Annotated in this window: 16 protein-coding genes and 1 pseudogene; 5 read left to right on the forward strand and 12 right to left on the reverse strand. The window is 70.2% G+C overall.

Annotated elements, in window-relative coordinates:
- Window position 1: 1 nt before the first annotated feature.
- Genes PUT80_RS29015 through PUT80_RS29025 form a run of 3 tightly spaced genes read right to left on the reverse strand, consistent with a single transcriptional unit; the run spans window position 2 to window position 3,475 of the window.
- Complete coding sequence (locus tag PUT80_RS29015; protein ID WP_275294098.1) at window positions 2-1,522, reverse strand: DUF2207 domain-containing protein; 1,521 nt, start codon at window positions 1,520-1,522, stop codon at window positions 2-4.
- Window positions 1,519-2,622, reverse strand: a complete 1,104-nt coding sequence (locus PUT80_RS29020) for a hypothetical protein (RefSeq protein WP_275294099.1) — start codon at window positions 2,620-2,622, stop codon at window positions 1,519-1,521. Before PUT80_RS29020 ends, PUT80_RS29015 begins: the two co-directional genes overlap by 4 nt.
- Window positions 2,623-2,626: 4 nt before the next feature.
- Window positions 2,627-3,475 (reverse strand): RDD family protein, encoded by an 849-nt coding sequence (locus PUT80_RS29025; protein WP_275294100.1) that lies wholly within the window; start codon window positions 3,473-3,475, stop codon window positions 2,627-2,629.
- Between the two features lie 51 nt (window positions 3,476-3,526).
- On the opposite strand from PUT80_RS29025, the gene PUT80_RS29030 reads away from it, so the two are divergent.
- A complete protein-coding gene (locus PUT80_RS29030; RefSeq protein WP_037815808.1) occupies window positions 3,527-4,531 on the forward strand; it encodes a stage II sporulation protein M in 1,005 nt (334 codons plus the stop codon).
- Window positions 4,532-4,588: 57 nt separating this feature from the next.
- Here the strand turns inward: PUT80_RS29030 and PUT80_RS29035 are convergent, their stop codons facing one another.
- Genes PUT80_RS29035 through PUT80_RS29055 form a run of 5 tightly spaced genes read right to left on the reverse strand, consistent with a single transcriptional unit; the run spans window position 4,589 to window position 10,129 of the window.
- On the reverse strand, window positions 4,589-5,869 hold the full coding sequence (locus PUT80_RS29035) for a DUF58 domain-containing protein (protein WP_037815810.1): 1,281 nt from the start codon (window positions 5,867-5,869) through the stop codon (window positions 4,589-4,591).
- On the reverse strand, window positions 5,870-6,820 hold the full coding sequence (locus PUT80_RS29040; RefSeq protein WP_275294109.1) for a MoxR family ATPase: 951 nt from the start codon (window positions 6,818-6,820) through the stop codon (window positions 5,870-5,872). It lies immediately after the preceding gene.
- Between the two features lie 11 nt (window positions 6,821-6,831).
- Complete coding sequence (locus PUT80_RS29045; RefSeq protein WP_275294101.1) at window positions 6,832-7,971, reverse strand: DUF4350 domain-containing protein; 1,140 nt, start codon at window positions 7,969-7,971, stop codon at window positions 6,832-6,834.
- Entirely contained in the window at window positions 7,968-8,603 is a 636-nt protein-coding gene (locus tag PUT80_RS29050) for a DUF4129 domain-containing protein (RefSeq protein ID WP_275294102.1), read from the reverse strand. Before PUT80_RS29050 ends, PUT80_RS29045 begins: the two co-directional genes overlap by 4 nt.
- Window positions 8,597-10,129 carry a hypothetical protein gene (locus PUT80_RS29055; protein ID WP_275294103.1) on the reverse strand — a complete coding sequence of 511 codons (1,533 nt, stop codon included), beginning with the start codon at window positions 10,127-10,129 and terminating at the stop codon, window positions 8,597-8,599. The genes PUT80_RS29050 and PUT80_RS29055 overlap by 7 nt, the downstream gene beginning before the upstream one ends.
- A 199-nt stretch (window positions 10,130-10,328) precedes the next feature.
- On the opposite strand from PUT80_RS29055, the gene PUT80_RS29060 reads away from it, so the two are divergent.
- Window positions 10,329-11,516: a neutral zinc metallopeptidase gene (locus PUT80_RS29060; protein WP_240690910.1), complete on the forward strand. Its 1,188-nt coding sequence runs from the start codon at window positions 10,329-10,331 to the stop codon at window positions 11,514-11,516.
- A gap of 76 nt (window positions 11,517-11,592) precedes the next feature.
- Here the strand turns inward: PUT80_RS29060 and PUT80_RS29065 are convergent, their stop codons facing one another.
- Entirely contained in the window at window positions 11,593-12,063 is a 471-nt protein-coding gene (locus PUT80_RS29065; protein WP_308196595.1) for a hypothetical protein, read from the reverse strand.
- Between the two features lie 419 nt (window positions 12,064-12,482).
- Window positions 12,483-13,565 carry a potassium channel family protein gene (locus PUT80_RS29070; RefSeq protein ID WP_275294104.1) on the reverse strand — a complete coding sequence of 361 codons (1,083 nt, stop codon included), beginning with the start codon at window positions 13,563-13,565 and terminating at the stop codon, window positions 12,483-12,485.
- Between the two features lie 106 nt (window positions 13,566-13,671).
- Here PUT80_RS29070 and PUT80_RS29075 point away from each other — a divergent pair, with 106 nt between their 5' ends.
- Complete coding sequence (locus PUT80_RS29075; RefSeq protein ID WP_037815820.1) at window positions 13,672-14,055, forward strand: DoxX family protein; 384 nt, start codon at window positions 13,672-13,674, stop codon at window positions 14,053-14,055.
- Between the two features lie 3 nt (window positions 14,056-14,058).
- On the opposite strand, the gene PUT80_RS29080 is transcribed toward PUT80_RS29075, so the two are convergent.
- Both PUT80_RS29080 and PUT80_RS29085 read right to left on the reverse strand, forming a co-directional pair.
- Window positions 14,059-17,439: an ATP-dependent DNA helicase gene (locus PUT80_RS29080; protein WP_275294105.1), complete on the reverse strand. Its 3,381-nt coding sequence runs from the start codon at window positions 17,437-17,439 to the stop codon at window positions 14,059-14,061.
- Complete coding sequence (locus PUT80_RS29085; protein WP_275294106.1) at window positions 17,436-20,609, reverse strand: ATP-dependent DNA helicase; 3,174 nt, start codon at window positions 20,607-20,609, stop codon at window positions 17,436-17,438. The genes PUT80_RS29080 and PUT80_RS29085 overlap by 4 nt, the downstream gene beginning before the upstream one ends.
- Window positions 20,610-20,725: 116 nt before the next feature.
- On the opposite strand from PUT80_RS29085, the gene PUT80_RS29090 reads away from it, so the two are divergent.
- Together PUT80_RS29090 and PUT80_RS29095 are read left to right on the forward strand one after the other, a co-directional pair.
- Entirely contained in the window at window positions 20,726-21,055 is a 330-nt protein-coding gene (locus tag PUT80_RS29090; protein WP_134668913.1) for an MGMT family protein, read from the forward strand.
- A gap of 341 nt (window positions 21,056-21,396) precedes the next feature.
- Window positions 21,397-21,576: pseudogene (locus PUT80_RS29095) on the forward strand (IS1380 family transposase); the annotation flags it as partial.

The raw sequence follows: 21,576 nt of genomic DNA on the forward strand, positions 1-21,576 counted from the left end.
CCTACGCAGGCGCGGGCGTCTTCGGCTCGTCCGGTCGGAGGTCCCTCGCGCCCTCGAACGCGACGGTCAGTGCGGTCACGAATCCGCTGGTCCGCGCCAACGGCACGGCGTCCTCGCCGGAGCTGCCGTACCAGTACGCCGACAGCGAACAAGCGTTAACTAGCCAAGCGTCTGCTTCCCCCAGCGCGTACGCGTACGGGAGCGCGCGGGAGCCGAGCAGTTCGTCGTCCGGCGCTTCCATCGTGCGCAGCTGTGCGTTAAGGCCGAGAAGGCGGTCTCGGAGGTCCAGTCCGGCCTTCGTCCGCTCCGGCAGGAGACGCGCGGCTGCCGTCACCACGATGCCGGTGGCAAGAAGCACCAACCCGAGTTGTGCGTAACCGACGGTGAAGGCCAGCAGGACGGTGAGGAAGACGCCGTACCCACATAGCCGCGGGCCGATCTTCGACAGTCGCTTCGGGGAGCGCCAGCCGCGACGGACAGTGTCGGCGGCTAGTTCGCGTACGCCCGCTTCGCGGACTTCGGCGAGCGTCGCGGCTTCGCCGGGCACGGCGGCTGTGTACACCGCGCGCTCGAAGGCGGTGAGGTGTTCGTCGGGTGGGTTGCGGCGTACGAGGACCCAGTTGCGCGGGCCTTCTTCGCTGACCCATAGGTAGTTACGGACGCATAGGTCCAGCACTGTCGCGGCTAGGTCGACGGAGCTGACGCGTCCGGTGAGAAGCAGTCCTACGTGCCCAGGGAGCACGCCGTCGGGCGAAGAGAAGCGGCCGTTGTCGAGAAGCTGTACGGGGGTGGCGCGGCCGGGCTGTTGGTCGCGTCGGCGACGTACGTACACCGCGACGGCACCGGCGATCGACAGGACGGCGAAGGCCAGCCACGACCACCACACTGGCGCGGTCGCGGCGAAGGGGCCGCTGGGGATGAGCTTCTCGGTTGCGGTGACGGTGCCGCCGGGGAGTTCGGCGGTCAGCTGTACGCGGGAGCCGGGCTCTAGTTTCGGCACCGAGACGCGGGTTAGGCCGGAGTGGTCGATCTGCGCGGCACCACAGCGGGTCGTCGAACCGGGCGGACCGGCGAGGCAGCTGAGCGCGTCCGGGATGGCGGGCGCGGCGAAGGTCGCGCGGACCAGTTCGAGACGGGTGTCCCAGCCGCCCGCGACGTCCCAGGTCACGTGCTCGACGCCGAGGCTCGTGCCCACCGCACCGTCCACTGTGTACCGGAGCACGGACGTTCCGCCACGCAGATAGAAGGTCACTTGGTCGTTGCCGGATTCGGCGTTGCCCGCGCCTTCGATGCTGATGTCGTGGATGCCGAGCACGCGGTCGTTGGCGCGCAACGGGATGGTGCGGGTCATCGAGGTGTCGCGCGGCACCGACACTGCCTCGGTGACGGAAAGGCTGCCGTCGCGCTGGACCTTCAGGGCCACTTCGACGCTCTGCGGCAAGCCGGGCAGCGACGGCTGATCTTGCGCCGCAGCGGGTGTCGCGGAGAGGAACGGGATCAACAGCAGCGCGGCGAGTTTCATTGCGCGGACACCGCCGAGCGTCGTTCGGCCATGGCTTGGATCGCGCCGATCTCTGCCGCCAACGGAGATTCGACCCGCTCCGCCGGAGTCCCCAACGCGCGGCCACGGCGAGGTTGAACCAGCGGAGCGGCGGCGAAGGTGGCGATTCCAGCGATCAGGAGCGCGACGCCGATCAGCGCCTCGCCGACAGTGAGGGCGAGGACGACGGTCGTCACGATGCCCGCAGCGGCCAGGACGAGCCCGGCCCAGCGGACGAACGGTTGCCTCGCGGACAACCAGCCTTGGTGACGCGCTTCGGCGTCGAGAAGGGCGCGCAGCTCATCCTGATCCGGCCGCGCGGCAGCGAGCGGCCCCGGCGGGAAGGCGGTCTTGACTGCCTGCTCGAACGGCGTGAGCGGATCGACTTCGCCATGGCTGACCTGTCCGTCGGCGATGTGCAGATGCCCGCGAGCGACGAGGTCGAGGACCGTGCCGGTGAGGTCGAGTTCGCCGCGCGGCCTGGTGCGGCGACGCAGCACACTGGCACCGACGAGCAGGTAGAGCACTAACGCGAGACCACTGAGGACGGTCGGAAATCCAGGCGCTAAAACAGCGAGCGGTCCAGTCGGGACAAAGCGGGCGTTGTCCGGCAACGGTCCGGTTTGGACCGCCAGATCGATCCGTTCCCCTTGGCGCAGACCGTTCTGTTCGGCATGCGCTCCCCCACCTCGGAGTTCCGAGAACGTGCATTGCCGAGACGATCCCGGCTGACCGGCGTAACAATCCGCAGTGGACACTTCCGGCCCGCTGAAGGCGGCGGTGACCCGATCGACCGTCCGGTCCCAGCCCCCGGTGAGCTGAAACCGGACCTGCCCAGCCGCGACCGCACCGTCCACTGTGTACTTCACGGTCGCCGGCCCGGTGACCGTGACCGTCGTTCCGTCGGCGGCAGCAGCACCGGAGACCTGCAGGTCGGTGATCGAGTAAAGCCGGTCCTCGTCGTCGGTGACCGGTACGCGTTCGGCGATGCGGTGGACGGCTGGGGCGTCGGTGACGATGCGCTCGATGACCGTGAGCTGACCGTCCTGCGCGGTGGTGACGGTGACGTCGTCGGCGAGCATGTCCTCAGCTCGGCGGGGTGAAGGGGTTGTCGGACTTCGGCGGCGCCGGAGGCGGGACGGGCGGCGGAGCGGCGGCGGGCGGGCCGTAGTGCATCGGCGCGAGCCGGGCGTGGTCGCGGTTGCGGCGTTCGGCCAGCACCGCGGTGAGGAAGACCCACGGCGGCATCCCGTACGGCATCGGCACCCCGATCGCCGCGGAAACCTGCTGCGCCAGGCCGAAACCGAGCGACGCGGCCGCTTCCGGGCGCAGTTCGTGGTAGCGGCCGAGGTACTGGCGGGCGGCCATGGCAAGGTCGTCGGTGAGGCCGCTGAGATCGAAGTGCGCGGCCCACGCCTCCAGACCGGGCGGCACCGCGAGAATCGCCTGCGCGGACTGCGGCACGCGTTCGCGGATCACCAGGGTGCCCGCGAGGTAGTCGCCGACGCGCCGCCCGTTCGACGACGTCAGCGACACGATGACGGCCACCGCGCCGAGGAAGCCGAGCGCCCAGAAGTCGACGAAGAAGCCGGCGAGCGCGCGGGTCAGCGCGTGCCGGAAGCTGATCGGGCCGCCGTCGAGGCGCACCACGCGCAGGCCGAGCGCGAGTTTGCCGAGCGAACGGCCGCGGCTGAGCGTTTCGAACAGCACCGGATAGCCGATCACCACCAGCACGAACACGGTCAGCATCAGCGCCACGGTGAGCGCCGAGTCGAACGACCCCGCGGTCAGCATCAGCGCGACGAGCACGAGCAGCAGCAACGCGGCCTGGACGAGGACGTCGAGCAGCATCGCGACCGCGCGGCTGGCGAGCTTCGCCACCCGCAGGTCGAGGACGACGGCCTCACCGGTGACGAGATCGGACTCTTCCTGCACGAGGCCAGCGTAGAGCGCCTGCCTCTATCCTGGCGGGAGAGGAGGTGGCCGGTGGACGTCGACGTGTTCGTCGCGGCGCACAGCGCGGAGTGGAGCAGGCTCGGCGAACTGGCCGGACGGCGCAGGCTGACTGGTCAGGAGGCCGACGAGCTGGTCACGCTCTATCAGCGGGCGGCGACGCATCTGTCGATGATCCGCTCGACCGCACCCGACCCGGCCCTGCTGGCGAGGCTGTCGGCACTGGTCGCGCGAGGCCGTTCGGCGGTCGCCGGTTCGCACAGCCCGGCGTGGCGCGAGGTCGGGCTCTTCTTCACCCACCGCTTCCCGGCCGCGGTGTACCTGAGCCGCCGCTGGTGGATCCCGGCGGCGCTGCTGTCGGTCGCGGTGATGGCGGTGCTGGGCGTGTGGATCGCGGGCGACCCGCAGGTGCGCGCGTCGCTGGTCTCGCCGGACGAGGTGAAGGCGATGACCGCCCCCGGCGGCCAATACGAGACGTACTACTCGAACGGCCCAGCGGCGTCGTTCGCGGCGAAAGTATGGACGAACAACGCGTGGGTCGCGGCGACGTGCCTGTTCCTGGGCGTCGCGCTCGGCCTGCCGGTGATCGCCGCGCTGTGGATGAACTCGCTCAACGCCGGGGTCGCGATCGGCCTGATGTCCTCAGCGGGCCGCGGCGACGTGCTGCTGGGCCTGCTCCTGCCGCACGGCCTGCTCGAACTGACGGCGGTGTTCATCGCGGCCGGGACCGGACTGAAACTCGGCTGGACGGTGGTGGATCCGGGCCGCCGGTCGCGCAGCGCGGCGCTGGCCGAGCAGGGCCGTTCGGTGGTGGTGATGGCGCTGGGGCTGGCGTGCGTGCTGCTGGTGTCGGGGGTGATCGAGGCGTTCGTGACGCCGTCGGGGTGGCCGACGTGGCTGCGCATCGGCATCGGGGCGGTGGTGGAGCTGCTGTTCCTGACGTACGTGTTCACGCTGGGACGCCGAGCCGCGCTGGGCGGCGAAACCGGGGATGTGGACCGGCGGGCTGCCGGAGACGCGCTTCCCGAGGCTGGGTAGAAGTCCGTGAAGGGCTCCTTGAGGGACCTAGATTCCCTCAAGGAGCCCTTCACGGACCTACAACCGGCCTGCGGCTTTCAGGGCCAGGTAGCGGTCGGCGAGCGCAGGCGGAAGTTCCTCCGGCACCGCGTCCACCACCCCGACCCCGTGCCGGGTCAGCCACGCCACCGAGGACTCCCGGTCCGCCAACGCCCGTTCGGCCGCGGCCGCGTCGTAAACCGCCTCCGCGGAACCCCGCGAAGCCGCCATTTCCGCGACCCGCGGGTCCGCCACCGAAGCCACCAGCACCTCGTGCCGTGCGGTCAACGACCCCAGCACCGGGAACAGCCCCTCCTGCAACGGTGCCGGTTCCAACCCGGTCAGCAGCACTACCAAAGCCCGCCGACGGGTCCGGCGCAGCACTTCCGCCACCATGCCCCGCGCGTCCGTCTCGACCAGTGACGGTTCGATCGTCGCCAACGCGTTCACCAAAGACGGCGTCGACGCGTTCGGCACCGAAGCCTGCACCCGCCGGTCGTAAGCCACCAGATCGACCCGGTCCCCCGCGCGGGAAGCCAGCGCGGCCAGCAAAAGTGCCGCGTCCATCGCCGCGTCCAAGCGGGGCGCGTCGCCGACTCGGCCCGCCGAAACGCGGCCGGTGTCCAGCACCAGAACGACCTGCCGGTCGCGTTCCGGACGCCACGTCCGCACCATCACGTCCGACGCGCGAGCCGTCGCGCGCCAGTCGATCGATCGGACGTCGTCGCCGATGACGTATTCGCGCAGGGAGTCGAATTCCGTTCCCTGGCCCCGAATCAGCACCGCGTTGCGCCCGTCCAGCTGCTGCAGCCGAGCCAGCCGCGAAGGCAGATGCTTACGGCTGTGGAACGGCGGCAGAACGCGAACCGTCCACGGCACCTCGTGCGAACCCTGCCGCGCGGCCAACCCCAGCGGGCCCACCGCACGTACGGTCACCCGGGCCGCAATACGGTCGCCGCGGCGGGTCGGCAGCAGCGGGGTGACGAGAGCACGCCGTTCGCCGGAAGGAACCGCGAGCGGGTGCCGGTCGTCGGCACCGGCGCTCGGCGGCCAGGCATCCCGCAGCGAACCACGAACGGTGCGTCCGCCGGGATTCGTGACGGTCAGCGTGACCTCGGCGGGCTCCCCCAGCCGGACGGAAGTGGTGCCGCTGCGCGAAAACCGCAGCGCTCGCACACTCCCGGCCAGGACGAGGTCCACGACGACCAGCACCAGCAGCACCGCGACCACGACCGCGACGCCGGTGCCGGACGGGAACAGCAGCCCGACCACCAGCGCTCCCAGGAGCGCCAGCAGCCCGAGCCGCCCGGTGACGGCCATTCAGCGCGGCACCGGCACGGAGGCCAGCACCCGGTCGAGAACGCCGTCCGCGGTCACGCCTTCGAGTTCGGCTTCGGGCCGCACGTCGAGCCGGTGCCGGAGCGCGGGACGGGCGAGCGCCTTGACGTCGTCCGGCGTCGCGTAATCCCGGCCGGACAGCCACGCCCACGCACGCGTCACGGCGAGCAAAGCCGTTGCGCCACGCGGAGAAACGCCGAGGCGTACGGCCGGAAGTTCCCGCGTCGCGCGGCAGAGGTCGACGACGTAGCCGATCACTTCCGGGCCGACGGTCACCTTCGCGACCGCTTCCCGAGCGGCAGCGAGATCCGCCGCGCCAGCGACCGGACGGATGCCCGCGGCGGCGAGGTCACGCGGGTCGAAACCCTGTGCGTGCCGCCAAAGAATGCCGATTTCGTCCTCGCGCGACGGAGCCGGCATGGTCAGCTTCAGCAGGAACCGGTCCAGCTGCGCCTCGGGCAACGGGTAGGTGCCCTCGTACTCCACCGGGTTCTGCGTCGCGACGACGACGAACGGATCCGGCAGCGGACGCGAGGTGCCGTCGATCGACACCTGCCGCTCCTCCATCGCCTCCAGCAGCGACGACTGCGTCTTCGGCGGCGTCCGGTTGATTTCGTCGGCCAGCAGCAGATTCGTGAAGACCGGGCCCTCGCGGAAGGAGAACTCGCCGCCGTGCGCGTCGTACACAATGGACCCGGTGACGTCGCCCGGCATCAGGTCCGGCGTGAACTGCACGCGTGTCGTCTTCAGGTCCAGCGACGCCGCCAACGCCCGCACCAGCAACGTTTTCGCGACGCCGGGAACGCCTTCCAGCAGCACATGCCCCCGGCAGAGCAACGCGAGGATGAGCCCGGTGACGGCCGCGTCGTTGCCGACCACGGCCTTCCCGACCTCGGTGCGCAACGCGATCAGGGCCGCCCGCGCGTCCTGCATCTGTTCGGTACTCAAGAACGCTCCACCTCTCGTTCCACCGCGTCCAATTCGTCCGCCAGCCGCACCAGCGCCGCCTCGTCGGACGGCGACGGGCCGTACAGCACCGCCCCGACCTCGTTCGGTGCCCGGCCGGTCCGCGCGCTCACCGTCTCCACCACCGCGGGCGGACCGGCGTCGCGCGGCAATCCCAGTCTCTTTCGCAGCCGCGTCCGGGCCGCCTCGCGCAAGGTTTCCGCCGCGTGCCCGGTCGCGCCGCCCCGCCGGTACAGCCGGGCCCGGCCCTCCGCCGTTTCCGCCGACCGCACGACCACCGGCAGCGGTTCCCGCACCACCGGCCCGAGCCGTCGCGCGCGCCACAGTGCGAACAGGACGATCGCGATGCCTACGGTCAGCGCGCCGTATCGCCAGCCCGGCGGGATCAGGTCGACGAACGGCTTCTTCTCGCTGTCCAGCGCGGGGTCCTCTGTGGACGGTACGTACCAGATCAGCTGCCGGTGATCGCCCAGCAGCCGCATGCCGAACGCCGCGTTGCCTTCCTTGGCGATCTGGTCGTTGGTGAACGCTTCCGCCGAGCCGAGCACGGTCACGGTGCCAGTCCGGTCGGCCAGTTGCACGAAAGTCGGTTCGCCGCCGTCGCGATAGCAGGCACGCGCCGTCTTGTCGTCCGTGCGGTAATGGCGTCCGCCGAGCGTGACCGAACCCGCGCTCACCGCCGCGCCGACCGTGCAATCCGGTTGCAGCGTACGGATGTCTCCCGCCCCCGCCGAGGAAACAGTCGGCGCGGCCATGTCCAGCGCGGTCGAGCCGGGCGCGACGAGCACGAGGTGCGCGACCCGGCGGCGCAGATCGGCCAACCCGTTCGCGGGCACCAACTGCGGGTTGGTGATCAGCAGGGTTCCGCTGTCGGCGGCCTCGCGCGCTTCGGCAAGCGAATGCGCGGCGCGGATCTGAACGCCTTGCTGCTCCAGCAAATGCGCGAGCGCGTGACTTCCGCGCGGTTCGTAGGAACCGGGGTCGAACTCGCCGCTGGTCTGTTTGCCGCGACTGAGCACAATGGCCAGCGCGATGATCACGATCAGCAGGAGCAGCGCGAGCGGAACCCGGGCACCGCGCCAGATTCGGCGCAGATCCGGCGAAACAGCCGTGCTCATGCGTCCGCCAGAACCGGTCGGGCACGCCGGACGCGATCGTCCAATTCGGACAATGTGCGGTAGCCGGATTCGGTGCCCGGACGTCCGCCGTAGTGCACGTCGTCGAACTGCCGCGCGGCGGCGATGAGATCAACAGCCAGGTCCGGCAGGAACCTCCCGGCTTCGGCTACGGCCTCGTCGGCGGTCCGGCCGGAACGGACGTCCAGCAGCGCGCGTTCTTCCATTCCCCGCACCAGCGCGCGGAACCGATCCCGCACCGCGTCGGAGAAATCGCCGCGAGCAGCGGCCTCCTCGGCGGCTTTCCGGTACTCGTCCGCCGTTCGCCGCCGCCCGCTGAACACCTCGCCGGAGGTTTTCGCCGCCCGGCCGACCTTGCCGACCCGCAGCCGCACGACCACGATCAGCACGATCAGCAGCGCCACCACCAGCAGCAGGCCGAGCGGGCCGCCCGGCACTCCGGACAACGCGTCGAACAGCTCGGAAATCCGCTGCCCGAGCCATTGCCAGAACCGTTCGAGCACCCCCGGCCGCGCGGCCGCGTAACCGGGATCGGTGAGTTCCTGGATCGCCCGCAGCCGGGCGGGGTCCCGGTCGATGTCGACCGGGACGTCGGCGAGGAAGCCGATCACCACGCCTGCCGCGGCGGTTGCGGCGGCTGGATGCCCGCCGCCCTGGCCAGTTCGATGTCCATGCCCTCGCGGCGCATCCGCTGGTCGATGTAGAGCACCACGGTGACCAGCGCGGTGAACGGCATGACGATCGTCTCCGCGATCACCTTGCCCACCGACTGCAGCACCAGGCCGCCGGTCGTCACCGTCGGCAGGGTCGCCTGCGGATCGAAGAGGCCGCTGAACGTCCCCGAGCCGAGGCTGAACAGAAAGCCGATGATCAGCGAGATCAGCCAACTGACCACGCCCGCCAGCAGCAGAATCCCGAACACCCGCCAGAACATGCCCGACACGAGCTGGCGCGACCGCGTGAACGCCTGCCCGATCGTTCCGCGTTCCAGCACCAGCGCGGGACCGGTGAGCGACCAGAACACATACGGCAGCACGGCCGGGATCAGGCAGAACACCGCCGCGACCATCGTGGCCAACGTGTACAGGACGGTGACCGCCAGCAGCGGCAGCAGACGTGGCGCGGCTTCGCGCATCGCCGACCCGAAGTCGACCGGACGGCCGAGCACCGCCTTGCCCATCACCACGGTGAGGAAGCCGGTGAGGAAAGTCTGCGTCAGCATGGAGATCACCAGCACCGGCAGCAGCGAGGTGAGCGCCGAGCCGAGCAGGCTGTAGGCCGCGTCGAGCTGCTGTTGCTGAGTCGCGGCGGGGCCGAGCTGGGCGACCCGGTTGAAATCGGGAACCAGCCACAGCGACGCGACGAGGTTCAGCCCCGCCGAGATCACCGCGACGACCGCGGACACCCCGAGGATCAGCAGCGGATACCGGCGGATCGCGGTGATCGCGCCGTCGAGGATGTCGCCGACGTTCAACGGACGCAACGCGATCACGCCCGGTTTGCCCATCCCGTTCGGGCCCCAGCCCGCGCCGGGACGGCCGTAGCCGCCGCCCGGGTACTGCGGAAGCGGTTGCTGGCCCGGGGATTGCCACTGTGCGCCGCCTGCCGGAGGCGGAGTCCCGCCGGGCGGTGGGAACGCGCCGGGCTGCGACGGGGTCGCGCCGGGGGACGAAGCCGCTCCGGCCGAGGTCTCGCTGCCCGGCTGCGGGGTCGCGCCGGAGCTTTCGCCACTCGGCTGAGATGTCGCGCCAGCAGAGCTTCCACCGCTCGCCTGCGGCGTCGCACCACCTGGGCTCACCCAGCCCGGCTGCGACGGCACCGGATTCTCACCGGCCGAAGGCGAAGCCCCGCCGCTCGAGCCGCTCGACGGTGGCGTCGCACCAGCGGGATTTTCGCTGCCAGCCGAAGGATCCGCGCCGGTCTGGTTCGTCCCGGCAGCCGGATTCGTCCCGGTCGAAGCGGCGTTTTCGCTGGCGGACGACGAAATTCCGGCGCTCGTGCCGGACGGCGCGGACGAGGTGTCCGTTTCGCCGGTCTCCGGCGGGGTGGCGGCGGACGCGTCCGGATCGGGAGCGGCGAAGCCCCGGCTCGGCGTAGGCGTGTCGTCCCCCGGCCCGGGCGCACCGGGTGAATTTGTCATCGGAGCCCCTCGTCTGCACGGCCCTTGCGGTTGCTGCCGTCACTCTTCCAGAGCCGTCCGCACCCGGCCAGACCTGGGGGGACGTCCGGACGGGAAGCCAGTCCGGCGAAGTGCTGCGGCGGGCCGGGCGTCCCCCGATATGCTGAACGGCAAGCCGGGGGACGCCCGGCCCGCGCCGAGACCCACCGGGACTGCCCTGATGACGCAACCGCCCTACGGCCAGGTGCCGCCACGCGGGACCGTTCAACCCCCGCCGGTGCCGGGTCAAGGACCGGTGCCGCCGGGCCAGTACCCGGGCCAGGCGCAAGGCGGCTACCAGGCCCAGCCTGGACAGGGTCCGTACCAGGGGCAGCAACCGCCGTTTCAGGGCCCGCCGCCGCAGGGGCCGCCGTGGCAGCAGCCGCCGCCGTCGTATCCGGTGCCGCCGCGCAAGCCGACCGGGCTGATCGTCGGGCTGTGCCTCGGCGCGGTCGCGGTGCTGGCGCTGGGCGTCGTGGCGATCGTTTCGCTGAACCGCGGGTCGGGACCGAGCAACGCCGGCTACCAGGCCGCGCCGCCATCGCCGTCGTCCGCCTACGAACTGCCGCCGACCAGCGGCTCGTCCGCCCCTTCGAGCACGCCGACCAGTCCGTCGGAAAGCCCGAGCACCTCGACCAGCGCCGGCCCGCACAAGATCCTCAAGCTGGCCGACCACCCGATCCTGCAGGATCCCAACGCCGGCCTGCAGAACCGCGTCTGCAACCTCCCGCCGTGGACGAGCACGCAGGACGGCGCCGAAGCCTTCTTCACCGCCGCGAGCAAATGCCTCGACGCGGCGTGGGGCCCGTTCCTCGAGTCCTACAACCTGCCGTTCACACCGCCCGCGCTGCACTTCCCGACCGGCCCGAGCTTCGACACCGAATGCGGCACCATCCAGGTCGGCATCGCCACCGCGGCGTACTACTGCGAGAACAATCTGTACGTTCCGTTCAAGGGCCTGCAGACCGACCAGTACGGCAACAATCCCGGCGTCTACCTGGCGCTGTTCGCGCACGAGTACGGCCACCACGTACAGGAAGTCGCGGGCATCATGGACGCCGCGTGGCAGAAGATCTACGCCGCCGGGCAGAACAGCCCCGAAGGCCTCGAGATGTCGCGCCGCAAAGAACTCCAAGCGCAGTGCTTCTCGGGAATGTTCCTGGGCGCGCACGTCGATCGCGGCGGCACGATCACCCGCGACATGTACAACAAGGCTTGGAACGACCAGGAAACCCGCGGGGACAACACTTCCCGCAGCCACGACCACGGCACCAACGCGCACTACGCGCAGTGGTGGCGCGCCGGGGCGAAGGACAACCGGATCGCGGACTGCAACACCTTCGCCGCTTCCTCGTCGGACGTCAGCTGACCTGGCAACCACTGCACCCGTAGTGGTTCACGGCTGAGCGCTACGGGCGTAGTGGTTTCCCGCACTCCGGGCCGCGTCAGCTGAGCAGCGCGAGCTTGCCCGGACCGCGGATCACCAGGTACGCGTACATCCCGCCGCAGAAGCAGGCGAACACCAGCAGCGCCAGCGCGATCGGCGCGCGGAGGTCCTGCGCACCCGCCGAGGTGTCCGGCATGGTGACGGAGACGATCCCGTCCGCCGGGGCGTCGTCCGGGACCAGCACCTGGAGATGCTCGTCCTTCCCGTGCCCGCAACTGTCGAGGGTGCCCTGCCGCGGTTTGCCGCCGAGCTGGAACGAGACCGATTCGGCCGCCCCAGGAACGGAACAGTCGACGGCCTTGGTGACCTGGGCGTCCACCGGCGCACCGGGAGACTTCGCGCGGATGCCGAGCATCCCCGGACCGGCGAGCCACACCAGGACCACGACGAGCACCCCGACCGCGACCGGGATGCCCACCTGAAGCCACCGCTTGACCGCGCTCTTATGCGGGGGGTCGGAAACCTGCACGACGCCATGCTTCCAGATGCCGGGGGCAAAACCCAGTGAGGTGCCCGCGCACGGGGGACCCCGGGCGAGGTCGCGCCCGTCACTCCCGGTGGATGCTCGCCGCTACCTGGCTCGGGCGGCCCTTGCCACTACCCGGCTCCGGCCAGACCTCGCCGACACCCAGCCCCGCTCGGCCCTCCCGCCGCTACCTGGCGCCGGTCGGCCCTCGCCTCTGCCCTGGCGCGGGGCGGTGAGCCTCGTCTCCGCCCCGGCTCGCCCCGGGCGAGCGCCCCGTGCCGCGTTGGGTGCACCTCACACAGCGCATTCCGTTGCGGCGGCGGGGCATGGACGAAGCACCCAAAGCGGCATTGGTTGCGTCCCACGCACCCAATGCGGCCCCCGCCCCGAACACAACCGGACCCCAGCGAGCCCGCCGCACCTCACCGCTCGATCTGATCCACCTGCGTGACCTTCTTGACGTACAGCAGCCGGTCCCCCGGCTCCAGTGCGTCCGCCTGCGGAGCGTCCACCCGGTAGAGCACCCCGTCGCGCACCACGCCGAGCACCGTGTCCGCCAGGTGCCGGGGCGAGCCGCCTTCCTCGCTCGGTTCGATGCCGCGCTCGGCGATCGCCAGTCCGGATTCCGGGGTCAGCAGGTCCTCGACCATGTCCACTACAAGCGGAGTGGATGTCGCCATCCCGAGCAGCCGCCCGGCGGTCTCGCTCGACACCACGACCTGGTTCGCCCCGGACTGCTTCAGCAGGTGCACGTTCTCCGCCTCGCGCACCGACGCCACGATGTGCGCCTTCGGGGCCAGCTCGCGCGCGGTGAGGGTGACCAGCACAGCGGTGTCGTCGCGGTTCGGCGCGACCACTACAGCGCGTGCGTGCTGCACGCCCGCGACGCGCAGGACGTCCGCCCTGGTCGCCGAGCCGTGCACGGTGACGAGGCCGAGCGCGCTCGCCGCGTCCAGCGCCTGCTGGTCGGTGTCGACGACCACGACGCGGTTGGCCTGCACCTCCTCGTCGCCGAGCAGCGCGTTGACCGCCGAGCGGCCCTTCGTGCCGAAACCGACGACGACGGTGTGGTCACGCACCTTCGTCCTCCACTTCTGGATTTTGAACGCCTGCCGGGAGCGCTCGGTGAGCACTTCCAGGGTGGTCCCGACGAGGACGATGAGGAAGAGCACCCGCAGCGGCGTGATCACGATGACGTTCACCAGCCGCGCGGACGCGGTGGCCGGAGCGATGTCGCCGTAGCCGGTGGTCGAGAGGGAAACTGTCGCGTAATAAAGCGAGTCGAGAAGGGAAAGGCCGTCGCCGTTCGCGTCGCGGTAGCCGTCCCGGTCGAGGTAGACGATCAGCACCGTCGCCAGCAGCGCCAGCAGCGCCCCGATGATCCGCTTGACGATCGCCCGCATCGGGCTGACGGTCAGCTCCGGCATCCGGATCACGCCGACGAGCTCGTGGTCGGGCCGGTCGTTCAACCGGACGTTGAGGGGCAGCCGTTTCAAGGCCTTCATGCACCGGCTCCCCGCGCGCGTTCGGCGTCACTCACAGCCGGGAGGATAACCCAATCGGAGCACCCGCACACCCGTCGCGGCGATCATGCTGTGGCAGGCTTGCCGCATGTCCGAGCCTCGCGCGTCGCAACGTCCAGCGCTTCTTCTCGCCGCCGTCCTCGCCGGGGCGGGCGTTCTGCACTTCGCCCGGCCGAAGCAGTTCGACGCGCTGGTCCCGAAGGAATTGCCCGGTGACCGGCGCACCTGGACGTATGCGTCGGGCGTCGCCGAGCTGACCGTCGCCGCCGGGATCGCGATGCCGCGCACGCGCCGGCTCGGCGGATTGGCGGCGGCGCTGCTGTTCGTCGGGGTGTTCCCGGGGAATGTGAAAATGGCGTTGGATTATCAGCGGCGCGGTCGTCCGGCCCGGGACCGCGCGGTGGCGTGGCTTCGGCTGCCGCTGCAATGGCCGCTGGTGAGCTGGGCGTTGACCGTCCGGGATCGGGCCTAGCTTCTATTCCTGCGGAACGTTGCGCAGCAAGGCGCGCAGGCCTTCCGCGTCCAGCAGGTCGGCGGGACGCAGCGTGTGTCCATGCCGGACATAGTGGAAGGCCGCACGCACCCGTTCCACCGGCACTTTCTTCAGCGCGGCCCACGCCAATCGGTACGCACCGAGCTGAATAGCCAAGGCCGGCAGCCGTTCTTCGGACGGGACGGAGCCGGTTTTCCAGTCCACGACCGTCCAGCCGCCATCGGGATCCGCGTACACCGCGTCCATCCGGCCGCGCAAGGTAATGCCTTCGACGTCCGCGGAGAACGGGACTTCCACGGCGACCGGGACCCGGTCGGCCCATTCGCTGTTCTCGAAAGCTTCTTGCAGGGCTTCGAAATCGGTATCCGGTGCTTCGCCGACGTCGGCCGCGCCCGGGAGGTCGTCGATCTCCAGCAGCCGGTCGCCGGAGAACCGTTGCTCCAGCCAGCTGTGGAACGCGGTGCCGCGACGAGCGAAAGTATTGGGCGGCAACGGAAGCGGACGGCGCAGGCGTTGCGCCAGAGCGTCCGCATCGGACGCCAGGTCCACCAACTGGCTCACGCTCAGCTGCGCGGGCAGCGCAACGCGATCCACTGTCGACTGCGAGCGGGCGCGTTCGGCGAGGAGGACGTCGGTGTCGGCAGCCCAGCCGTCCGGGTCTTCCGGATCGATGACGTCCTCGTCGTCTTCGAAGTACTCGTCGTCCGGCAGGAATTCTTCTTCGTCCTCGGGTTCCGGCGGCAACGGGATTTCGTCGTCGTCAGCGGCCGGAAGCGGCTCGGCTTCCGGTTCGGGCTCCGGTTCCTCTTCCAGGGCCGCCATTTCCGCCAGCAGCAGATCCACCCCGGTGGCGACTCCGGACCGCCGTTCGCCCAGCGGGTCCACCGGCCACTGCGCCGTCCGAGAGTCCGCGACCAGCGGGTTCTCCTCGCCCTCCTCCGGTTCCTCGGCCCAGACGTCCACCATGCCCAGCGGCGGATCGGCCTCGTTCATCACCTCGGCGATTTCGGAGAGGAAGATCGACGGCCCTTTGGCTCGCGTACTGCTTTCGTTCCACCAATGCCCGGAAACGAGCAGAGCCCGCTCGGAACGGGTCAGTGCGACGTAGCACAACCGTCGTTCCTCGTCGGCCTCGCGGGCGACGAATCCTTCCTCGTGCAGTTCCAGCGCTTCCTGCACTTCTTTGCGGTCATAGCCTTCCGCGATCTGCAGCTTCGGCAGATCCGCCGCGTCACCGCGCAAATGCGCGGGCAGAGCGGTAGAAGTACGCAACCACGACGACGAACGACGCTTGCCCGGGAACACCTCAGCGACCAGATGCGGGACCGCCACCACTTCCCACTCCAGCCCCTTGGCGGAGTGCACGGTGAGCACCTGTACGCGATCCGGAACCACCTGCACCTCACCAGGTGTTAGCCCGTCTTCCGCGTGCGCCGCGGTGTTCAGGTAGTCCACAAAGGACAAGAGAGTCGCTGTCGGCGCTGTCTCCGCGTAGTCAGTAACGACTTCGGCAAAAGCATCCAGATGCGCGCGGCCCGCTGATCCGGGTCGGGCGAGCGATTCAACGTCGAGCAGCATCGTGCGTTCGACGTCCGCCACCAATTCCGGCAGCGACTGATCCAACCGACGGCGCAAGGCCGTCAATTCCGCGCCCAGACGGCGAATTCGCCGGTAGCCCTCCGCGGAATACCGTTCAGGCGCACCGGGTTCGTCGACGGCGTCGATCAGCCCAGCCTGTTCCGCGCGTTCGGCGACCAGTTCCGGTTCTTCGCCCTCCTTCGCCCGCGGCTCGGGCGAAGTGAGTTCGTTGGCCCGCCGCCACAACGCCGCGACGTCCGCCGCCGCGATCCGCCAGCGCGCACCGGTCAGCAACCGAGCGGCCGCGCTGCCGGCCAGCGGATCGGCGAGCACCCGCAGGGTGGACACGAGGTCGGCGACCTCAGGTTCGTCCAGCAACCCGCCGAGGCCAACGACCTCCACCGGCAGCCCGCGCATCCGCATTTCCGCCGCGATCGGCGCCATGTCCGCGCGGCGGCGCACCAGCACCGCGGCGGTCGGCGGCTTGCCGGATTCTTCTTTCTCCGCATGCCAACGCTGGGCCATCGCGTCAGCGACCCACTCGCGTTCCGCGCGCACATCCGGCAACAGCGCGACCGCGATGTCCGCCGGACCGGCGCCGTCCCGCGCGCGCAGCCGTTCCACGCCAAGTCCGCGCTGCCGCAACGGTTCCGAGATCGCGTTGGCCAGTTCCAGGATTTCCGGCGGATTGCGGAAACTGGTGAGCAGACCGAATTCGTGCGCGGTTTCGAGCCGTTCCTCGCCACGGCGCGGGAAGTCCGTGGTGAACCGGGGCAGGTTCGCCGCGCTCGCGCCGCGCCAGCCGTAAATCGCCTGCGCCGGGTCGCCGACCGCGGTCACCGGCATCGGCGAATGCTCAACGCCGCCGAACAATGACCGCAGCAACACTCGTTGCGCGTGCCCGGTGTCCTGGTATTCGTCCAGCAGCACCGCACCGTACCGCTCGCGCTCCCCCGCCACCACCGCCGGATACCCGTCGGCGAGCTGCGCCGCGAGAGACATCTGATCCGCGAAGTCGAGCGCGCCTTCCGCCCGTTTGCGGCGATGATAATCCTCGACCAACGGCAGCAGCGCCAGCCGGAACCGTTGCGCTGCCAGCACTTCCTGCAGCTTCACCGGCAGCGACGCGCGCTGTCCTTTGGCGCGTGGCGCATTCTCGATGACCTCGCACAGCCACTCGGTGTACTGCCCGAGCTTCTCCGTCGAGATCAGATGCTCGCCAAGTTCCCCGGCCAAAGCGAGCAGCTGTGCGGTGACCGTCGGCGGCACGCGGTCGGTGTCCAGGTCATTGTCCCAAGTGGACACCACTCGATGCGCCAGCTGCCACGACGAAGTCTCCGACAGCAATCGGACACCAGGCTGCACCGGAAGCCGCAATCCGTGCTCCGAGAGCAAACGCCCGGCGTACGCGTGATAGGTCAGCACCGTCGGCTCACCGGCGACCACAGTGGCCCGCAACGCGCCCGACGGATCGATCCGCTCCAGCAGCCCCGAACCAGCGAGCCGCCGCAACCGCGCCCGCACTCGCTCCCCGAGCTGACGCGCGGCTTTCCGGGTGAAGGTCAGCCCGAGCACCCGTTCCGGGCTCACGATTCCGTTAGCCACCAACCACACCACGCGCGCGGCCATGGTTTCGGTCTTTCCCGCGCCCGCGCCCGCGACGACCAGCGACGGCTCGACCGGCGACGCGATCACGGTCGCCTGCTCGGGCGTCGGCCGGTGCAACCCCAGTGCGTCGGCGATTTCCGCGGGCCCGACGGGATTGGCGATCACCACCGGGCTCACGGTCCGGTCACCTGACGGCCTTCCGGACGCAACGGGCAGCAACCGCGCGCCGGGCACCGGTCGCAGTCGGCGTTCTCGTGCGCCTGGTAGTCCGGACCGACCGCGGCGGCCGCGGCCGAGCGCACCAGTTCCAGCCACTCGCGCCCGTTGTCCTCGTCCATCGGCGGCTGATCCCGTTGGGTGGCCCCGGTTTTGTTGTTTCCCTTCGCGACATACACGAGTTTCGCGCCGCCGGGCGTCGTCTTGCCCTCGACCGCGCCCAGCAGCACCGCCAGCTGGTACGCCGCGAGCTGCGGGTGCTTCTCCGCGTCCGCGCCGGACACTGGGACCTTGCCGGTCTTGATGTCCACGATCACCGGACGACCGTCCTTGTCCATCTCGACCCGGTCGACGCGCCCGCGCAGCAGCACGCGCACTTCTTCGTCGCCCATCGGCAACTCGACTTCGATGTCCTGCTCGACCCCGGCCTCGATCAGCTCCTGCCGCGACTTTTCCAGCCACGACACGAAGTTGCGCAGCATTTGCTCCACCCGGGACCGTTCGCGCCGGGAGAACCACGGCGCGCCGGCGTCGACGCGCACCCACGCTTCGTCCAGCGCGGCCTGGATCTGCTCCTCCGTGCTGCCGCCCGCGATCGCCTGCGCCAAACCGTGCACCAGAGTTCCGGTCACCGCCGCCAGCTGCGCCGGATCGCTGCCGCCGTGCCGCTCGATCAGCCAGCGAAGCGGACACTTCACCAGGATCTCCACAGTGGACGGCGAGATCCGCATGAGGTCGCCGGGCGCGTGTACCGGGTCCTCAGTGGACGCTTCCATCAATCCGTACCAAGTGTCCGGATGCGCCCCCGGAACCCCAGCCGCGGCCAGCCGGGCAAGCTGTTTCGCCGCCTGCTTCCGGCGTTCCGGATCCGTCTTGTCGTCGCACACGACCTCGCGCAGCTCGCCCACCAATTCGGCCAGCACGAGCGACCGGCCCGGCGGCTTCATCCGGGAGTCGAGCATGCCGTCGTCGGCACCGTTCTCCTCAAGGTCGTCGAGGAACCGGGACGGCTGCTCGTCTTCCCCGGCCACCGCGGTCACCAGCAGAGTCCGGCGCGCGCGGCTCGCCGCGAGGTAGAACAGCCGCCGCTCCTCGGCAAGGATCGGCGCGATAGCGGACACCTTGTCGTGTTCGTCCACTCCGGACAGCAGGTCGACCAGCCGCTCGACACCCAGCAACGAGCCACGCAGCCGCATATCCGGCCACGCGCCCTCCTGCACCCCGGCGACCGCGACCACTGTCCACTCGCGACCCGCCGAAGCGTGCGCCGTCAGCAGGGAAACCCCTTCGCCTGGAATCGCCGCCGGTGCGAGCGTGTCCCCCGCGATGTTCTGCGACGACAGGTAATCCGCGAACGCCGCGACGCTCGCCTTGGGCAACCGATCGGCATACCGGCCTGCCGCGTCGAACAACGCCACCACGGCGTCGAGGTCGCGATCAGCCTGCGCACCGAGCGAGCCGCCGCGATCCACCAGACGCAGCAACCGTTCCTGCAGCCCGCTCGCCTGCCACAGCTCCCACAGCACCTGCTCGACGCTTTCGCCGCGGCTCACCGCCTGGTGCGTGACGCTCAGCAGCTTGCCGACCCGGCGAACCGGCAACGCCTCGTTGTCGGCGAGACCGACGAGAATGTCCCCGCCTCGCAACGCTTCCACCAGCAATTCATCACTGGACCGCTGCCCGCCGCCAGCCAACTCCAGCCGACGAAGACCGCGCCGCAACCGTCGCAACGCCAACGGATCCGCCCCGCCGAGCGACGAGGACAGCAACATTTCCGCGATGTCGACGTCCAGCAATTCCGGTTCCGCCGCGATCCGCAACACCGCCAGCAACGGCCGTACCGCGGAGTGCTTCGCCAACGGCAATTCCTCAGTGGCCGAACCGATCGGCACCCCAGCAGCGCGCAAGGCACGTTGCAGCACAAGGAAAGTTCGCGCCGGAGACCGGACCAGCACTGCCATCTCCGACCACGGGACTCCGTCAACGAGATGTGCTCGCCGGAGCTGGTCGGCGATCCAGCTGGCCTCCGCCGCCGGAGTAGGCATCAGCCGCACCCGCACCTTGCCGCCGCGTTTCCCTTGCGGGGTAACCAACTTCCGATGCGGGGAGGCACCCGGCAACGTCGCACCGAGCTTCGCGACCGCCGCCCGGACCGTCGGAGCGAGCCGGTGCGAGGTGGTCAGCATGACCGTCCGGTCGCCGTCGTTGTCGGAATCGGCGAACAGTTTCGGGTCCGCGCCGCGGAAGGAAAACACCGACTGATCCGGATCGCCAGCCACCACGAACTCCTCCGCGGTGTGCCCGATCGTGCGGATCAGCTGGACCTGCAACGGATCCAGGTGATGCGCGTCGTCCACGAACAAATGCCGGACGCGGCCGCGTTCGCGCTCGCGCAATTCCTCGTCGTCCTCCAGCGCGAGCAACGCCGACGTCACCAGCTCCGCGGCGTCCAGCGCGGGCGCGGCAGGCAGGCCGAGCGCGTTGCCGCCCGCCCCCTGCAGCTGGGTGACCTCCTCGTATTGCGCCCAGAACTGCCCCGCCGCGACCCACTCCTCGCGGTCCTGGCGATGCCCGAGTTCAGTCAGATCCTCCGGCCCGAGCCCGCGTTCGGCCGCCCGCATCAGCAGGTCGCGCAGTTCCTCGGCGAACCCGGGCACGGTCAGCGCCGGACGCAGCTGCTCCGGCCAGCCGGTCGCGCCCTCCTCCAGGTCGCCCTCCAGCAGTTCGCGCACGACGACGTCCTGCTCCGCCCCGGCCAGCAACCGCGGCGGCGGCAGTTCCTCGGCGCGAGCTTCCAAGCGCAGCAAGGAAAACGCGTACGAATGCACTGTGCGCACAAGCGGTTCACTCACCGTGCGCGGCAGCGGAGACTCCTGATCCGGATCCGACGTGAGCCGCCGCGTGAGGTCGGCGCGCAGCGCGTCGGCGGCCCGCCGGGACGTCGTGAGCAGCAGCACGCTCTCCGGATCCGCCCCCTCAGCGATCCGGCGCGCGGCCGCGGTGGCGAGCAGCGCCGTCTTCCCGGTGCCCGGCCCGCCGAGCACGCGGCGGAATCCCGCGGGCGCCGACAGCAGCCGTCGAGCGTCCTCGTCCCAGGTGAACGTGGGTGCGGCGGGGACCGGCGGGCGCACCAGCCGCGCCTGCCCAGTCCCTGCTCTCCGCACGTGCACATCAGCGATGGAACCATGCCCGCTCACCCGGGTGGCGCACCGGCACACCCCTCGGCGGGACTATCATTCCCCGGGTCATGAACGACGAACTGCACGAGCGGATACGCGCAGTCATCGCCGACGTACCCGCGGGGACAGTCGCGACGTACGGCGACGTCGCAGCGCTCTCCGGCGCTCCCTCTCCGCGCATGGTCGGCCGCGCCCTCGCCGAGGACGGCCACGACCTGCCCTGGCACCGCATCCTCCGCGCGAACGGGACCCCCGCGCCGCATCTGCTGCACGAACAACTGGAGCGACTGCGCGCCGAGGGCGTACTCGCGGACGGCGACAAGGTGGACCTGCGGAAGTACCGCTGGCGGCCGGACGGGGACGAGCCCGGGGAGGACGAGCCGGTCGGCTTGTTCTAGAGACGGCTTTCAGACGAGAGCTTCCTGCGGATGCCGCGGCGTCCGCGATACGGGTATCCGTGAAGGGCTCCGAGCCCCAGGCCAGGGACTTAGAGCGGGCCCGCGGGTGCGTGGGGAGCGCGTCCGCCCGGGTCGAGAAGGCCGGGCCGACTGCCGGGCAGTCGGGCCGATCGGGCGGCAGCGCGGTGTGCGGTCTGTGAGGGGCTCCTTGAGGGAATCTGACCTGGATCCACCGGTGTTTGTGGTGGTGTAGGCCGTGTCTGGACGCGCAGATGCCCTCTGAGCTGGGATGATTGTTCTTGCGAAGGAAAAATCAGTCCGAGCGAGAGGGCATCTGCTGGATGCGATCATTGCATACTGCCGGGGCGGTGTCGGCGAGGTTCGACGATCCGAATCTGGTGTCGCATGCGGGGCTGGTGCCGGTGATGCGGCTGGCCGAGCGCGCCGGGCTGGGCGAGCTGGCCGACGAGCTGCTCACCCTCGGGACCACCGCGGGGTCCAACAGCGGTGCGAAGGTGTCG

The organism is Amycolatopsis sp. La24 (assembly GCF_029087445.1).
Taxonomy (GTDB): domain Bacteria; phylum Actinomycetota; class Actinomycetes; order Mycobacteriales; family Pseudonocardiaceae; genus Amycolatopsis; species Amycolatopsis nivea.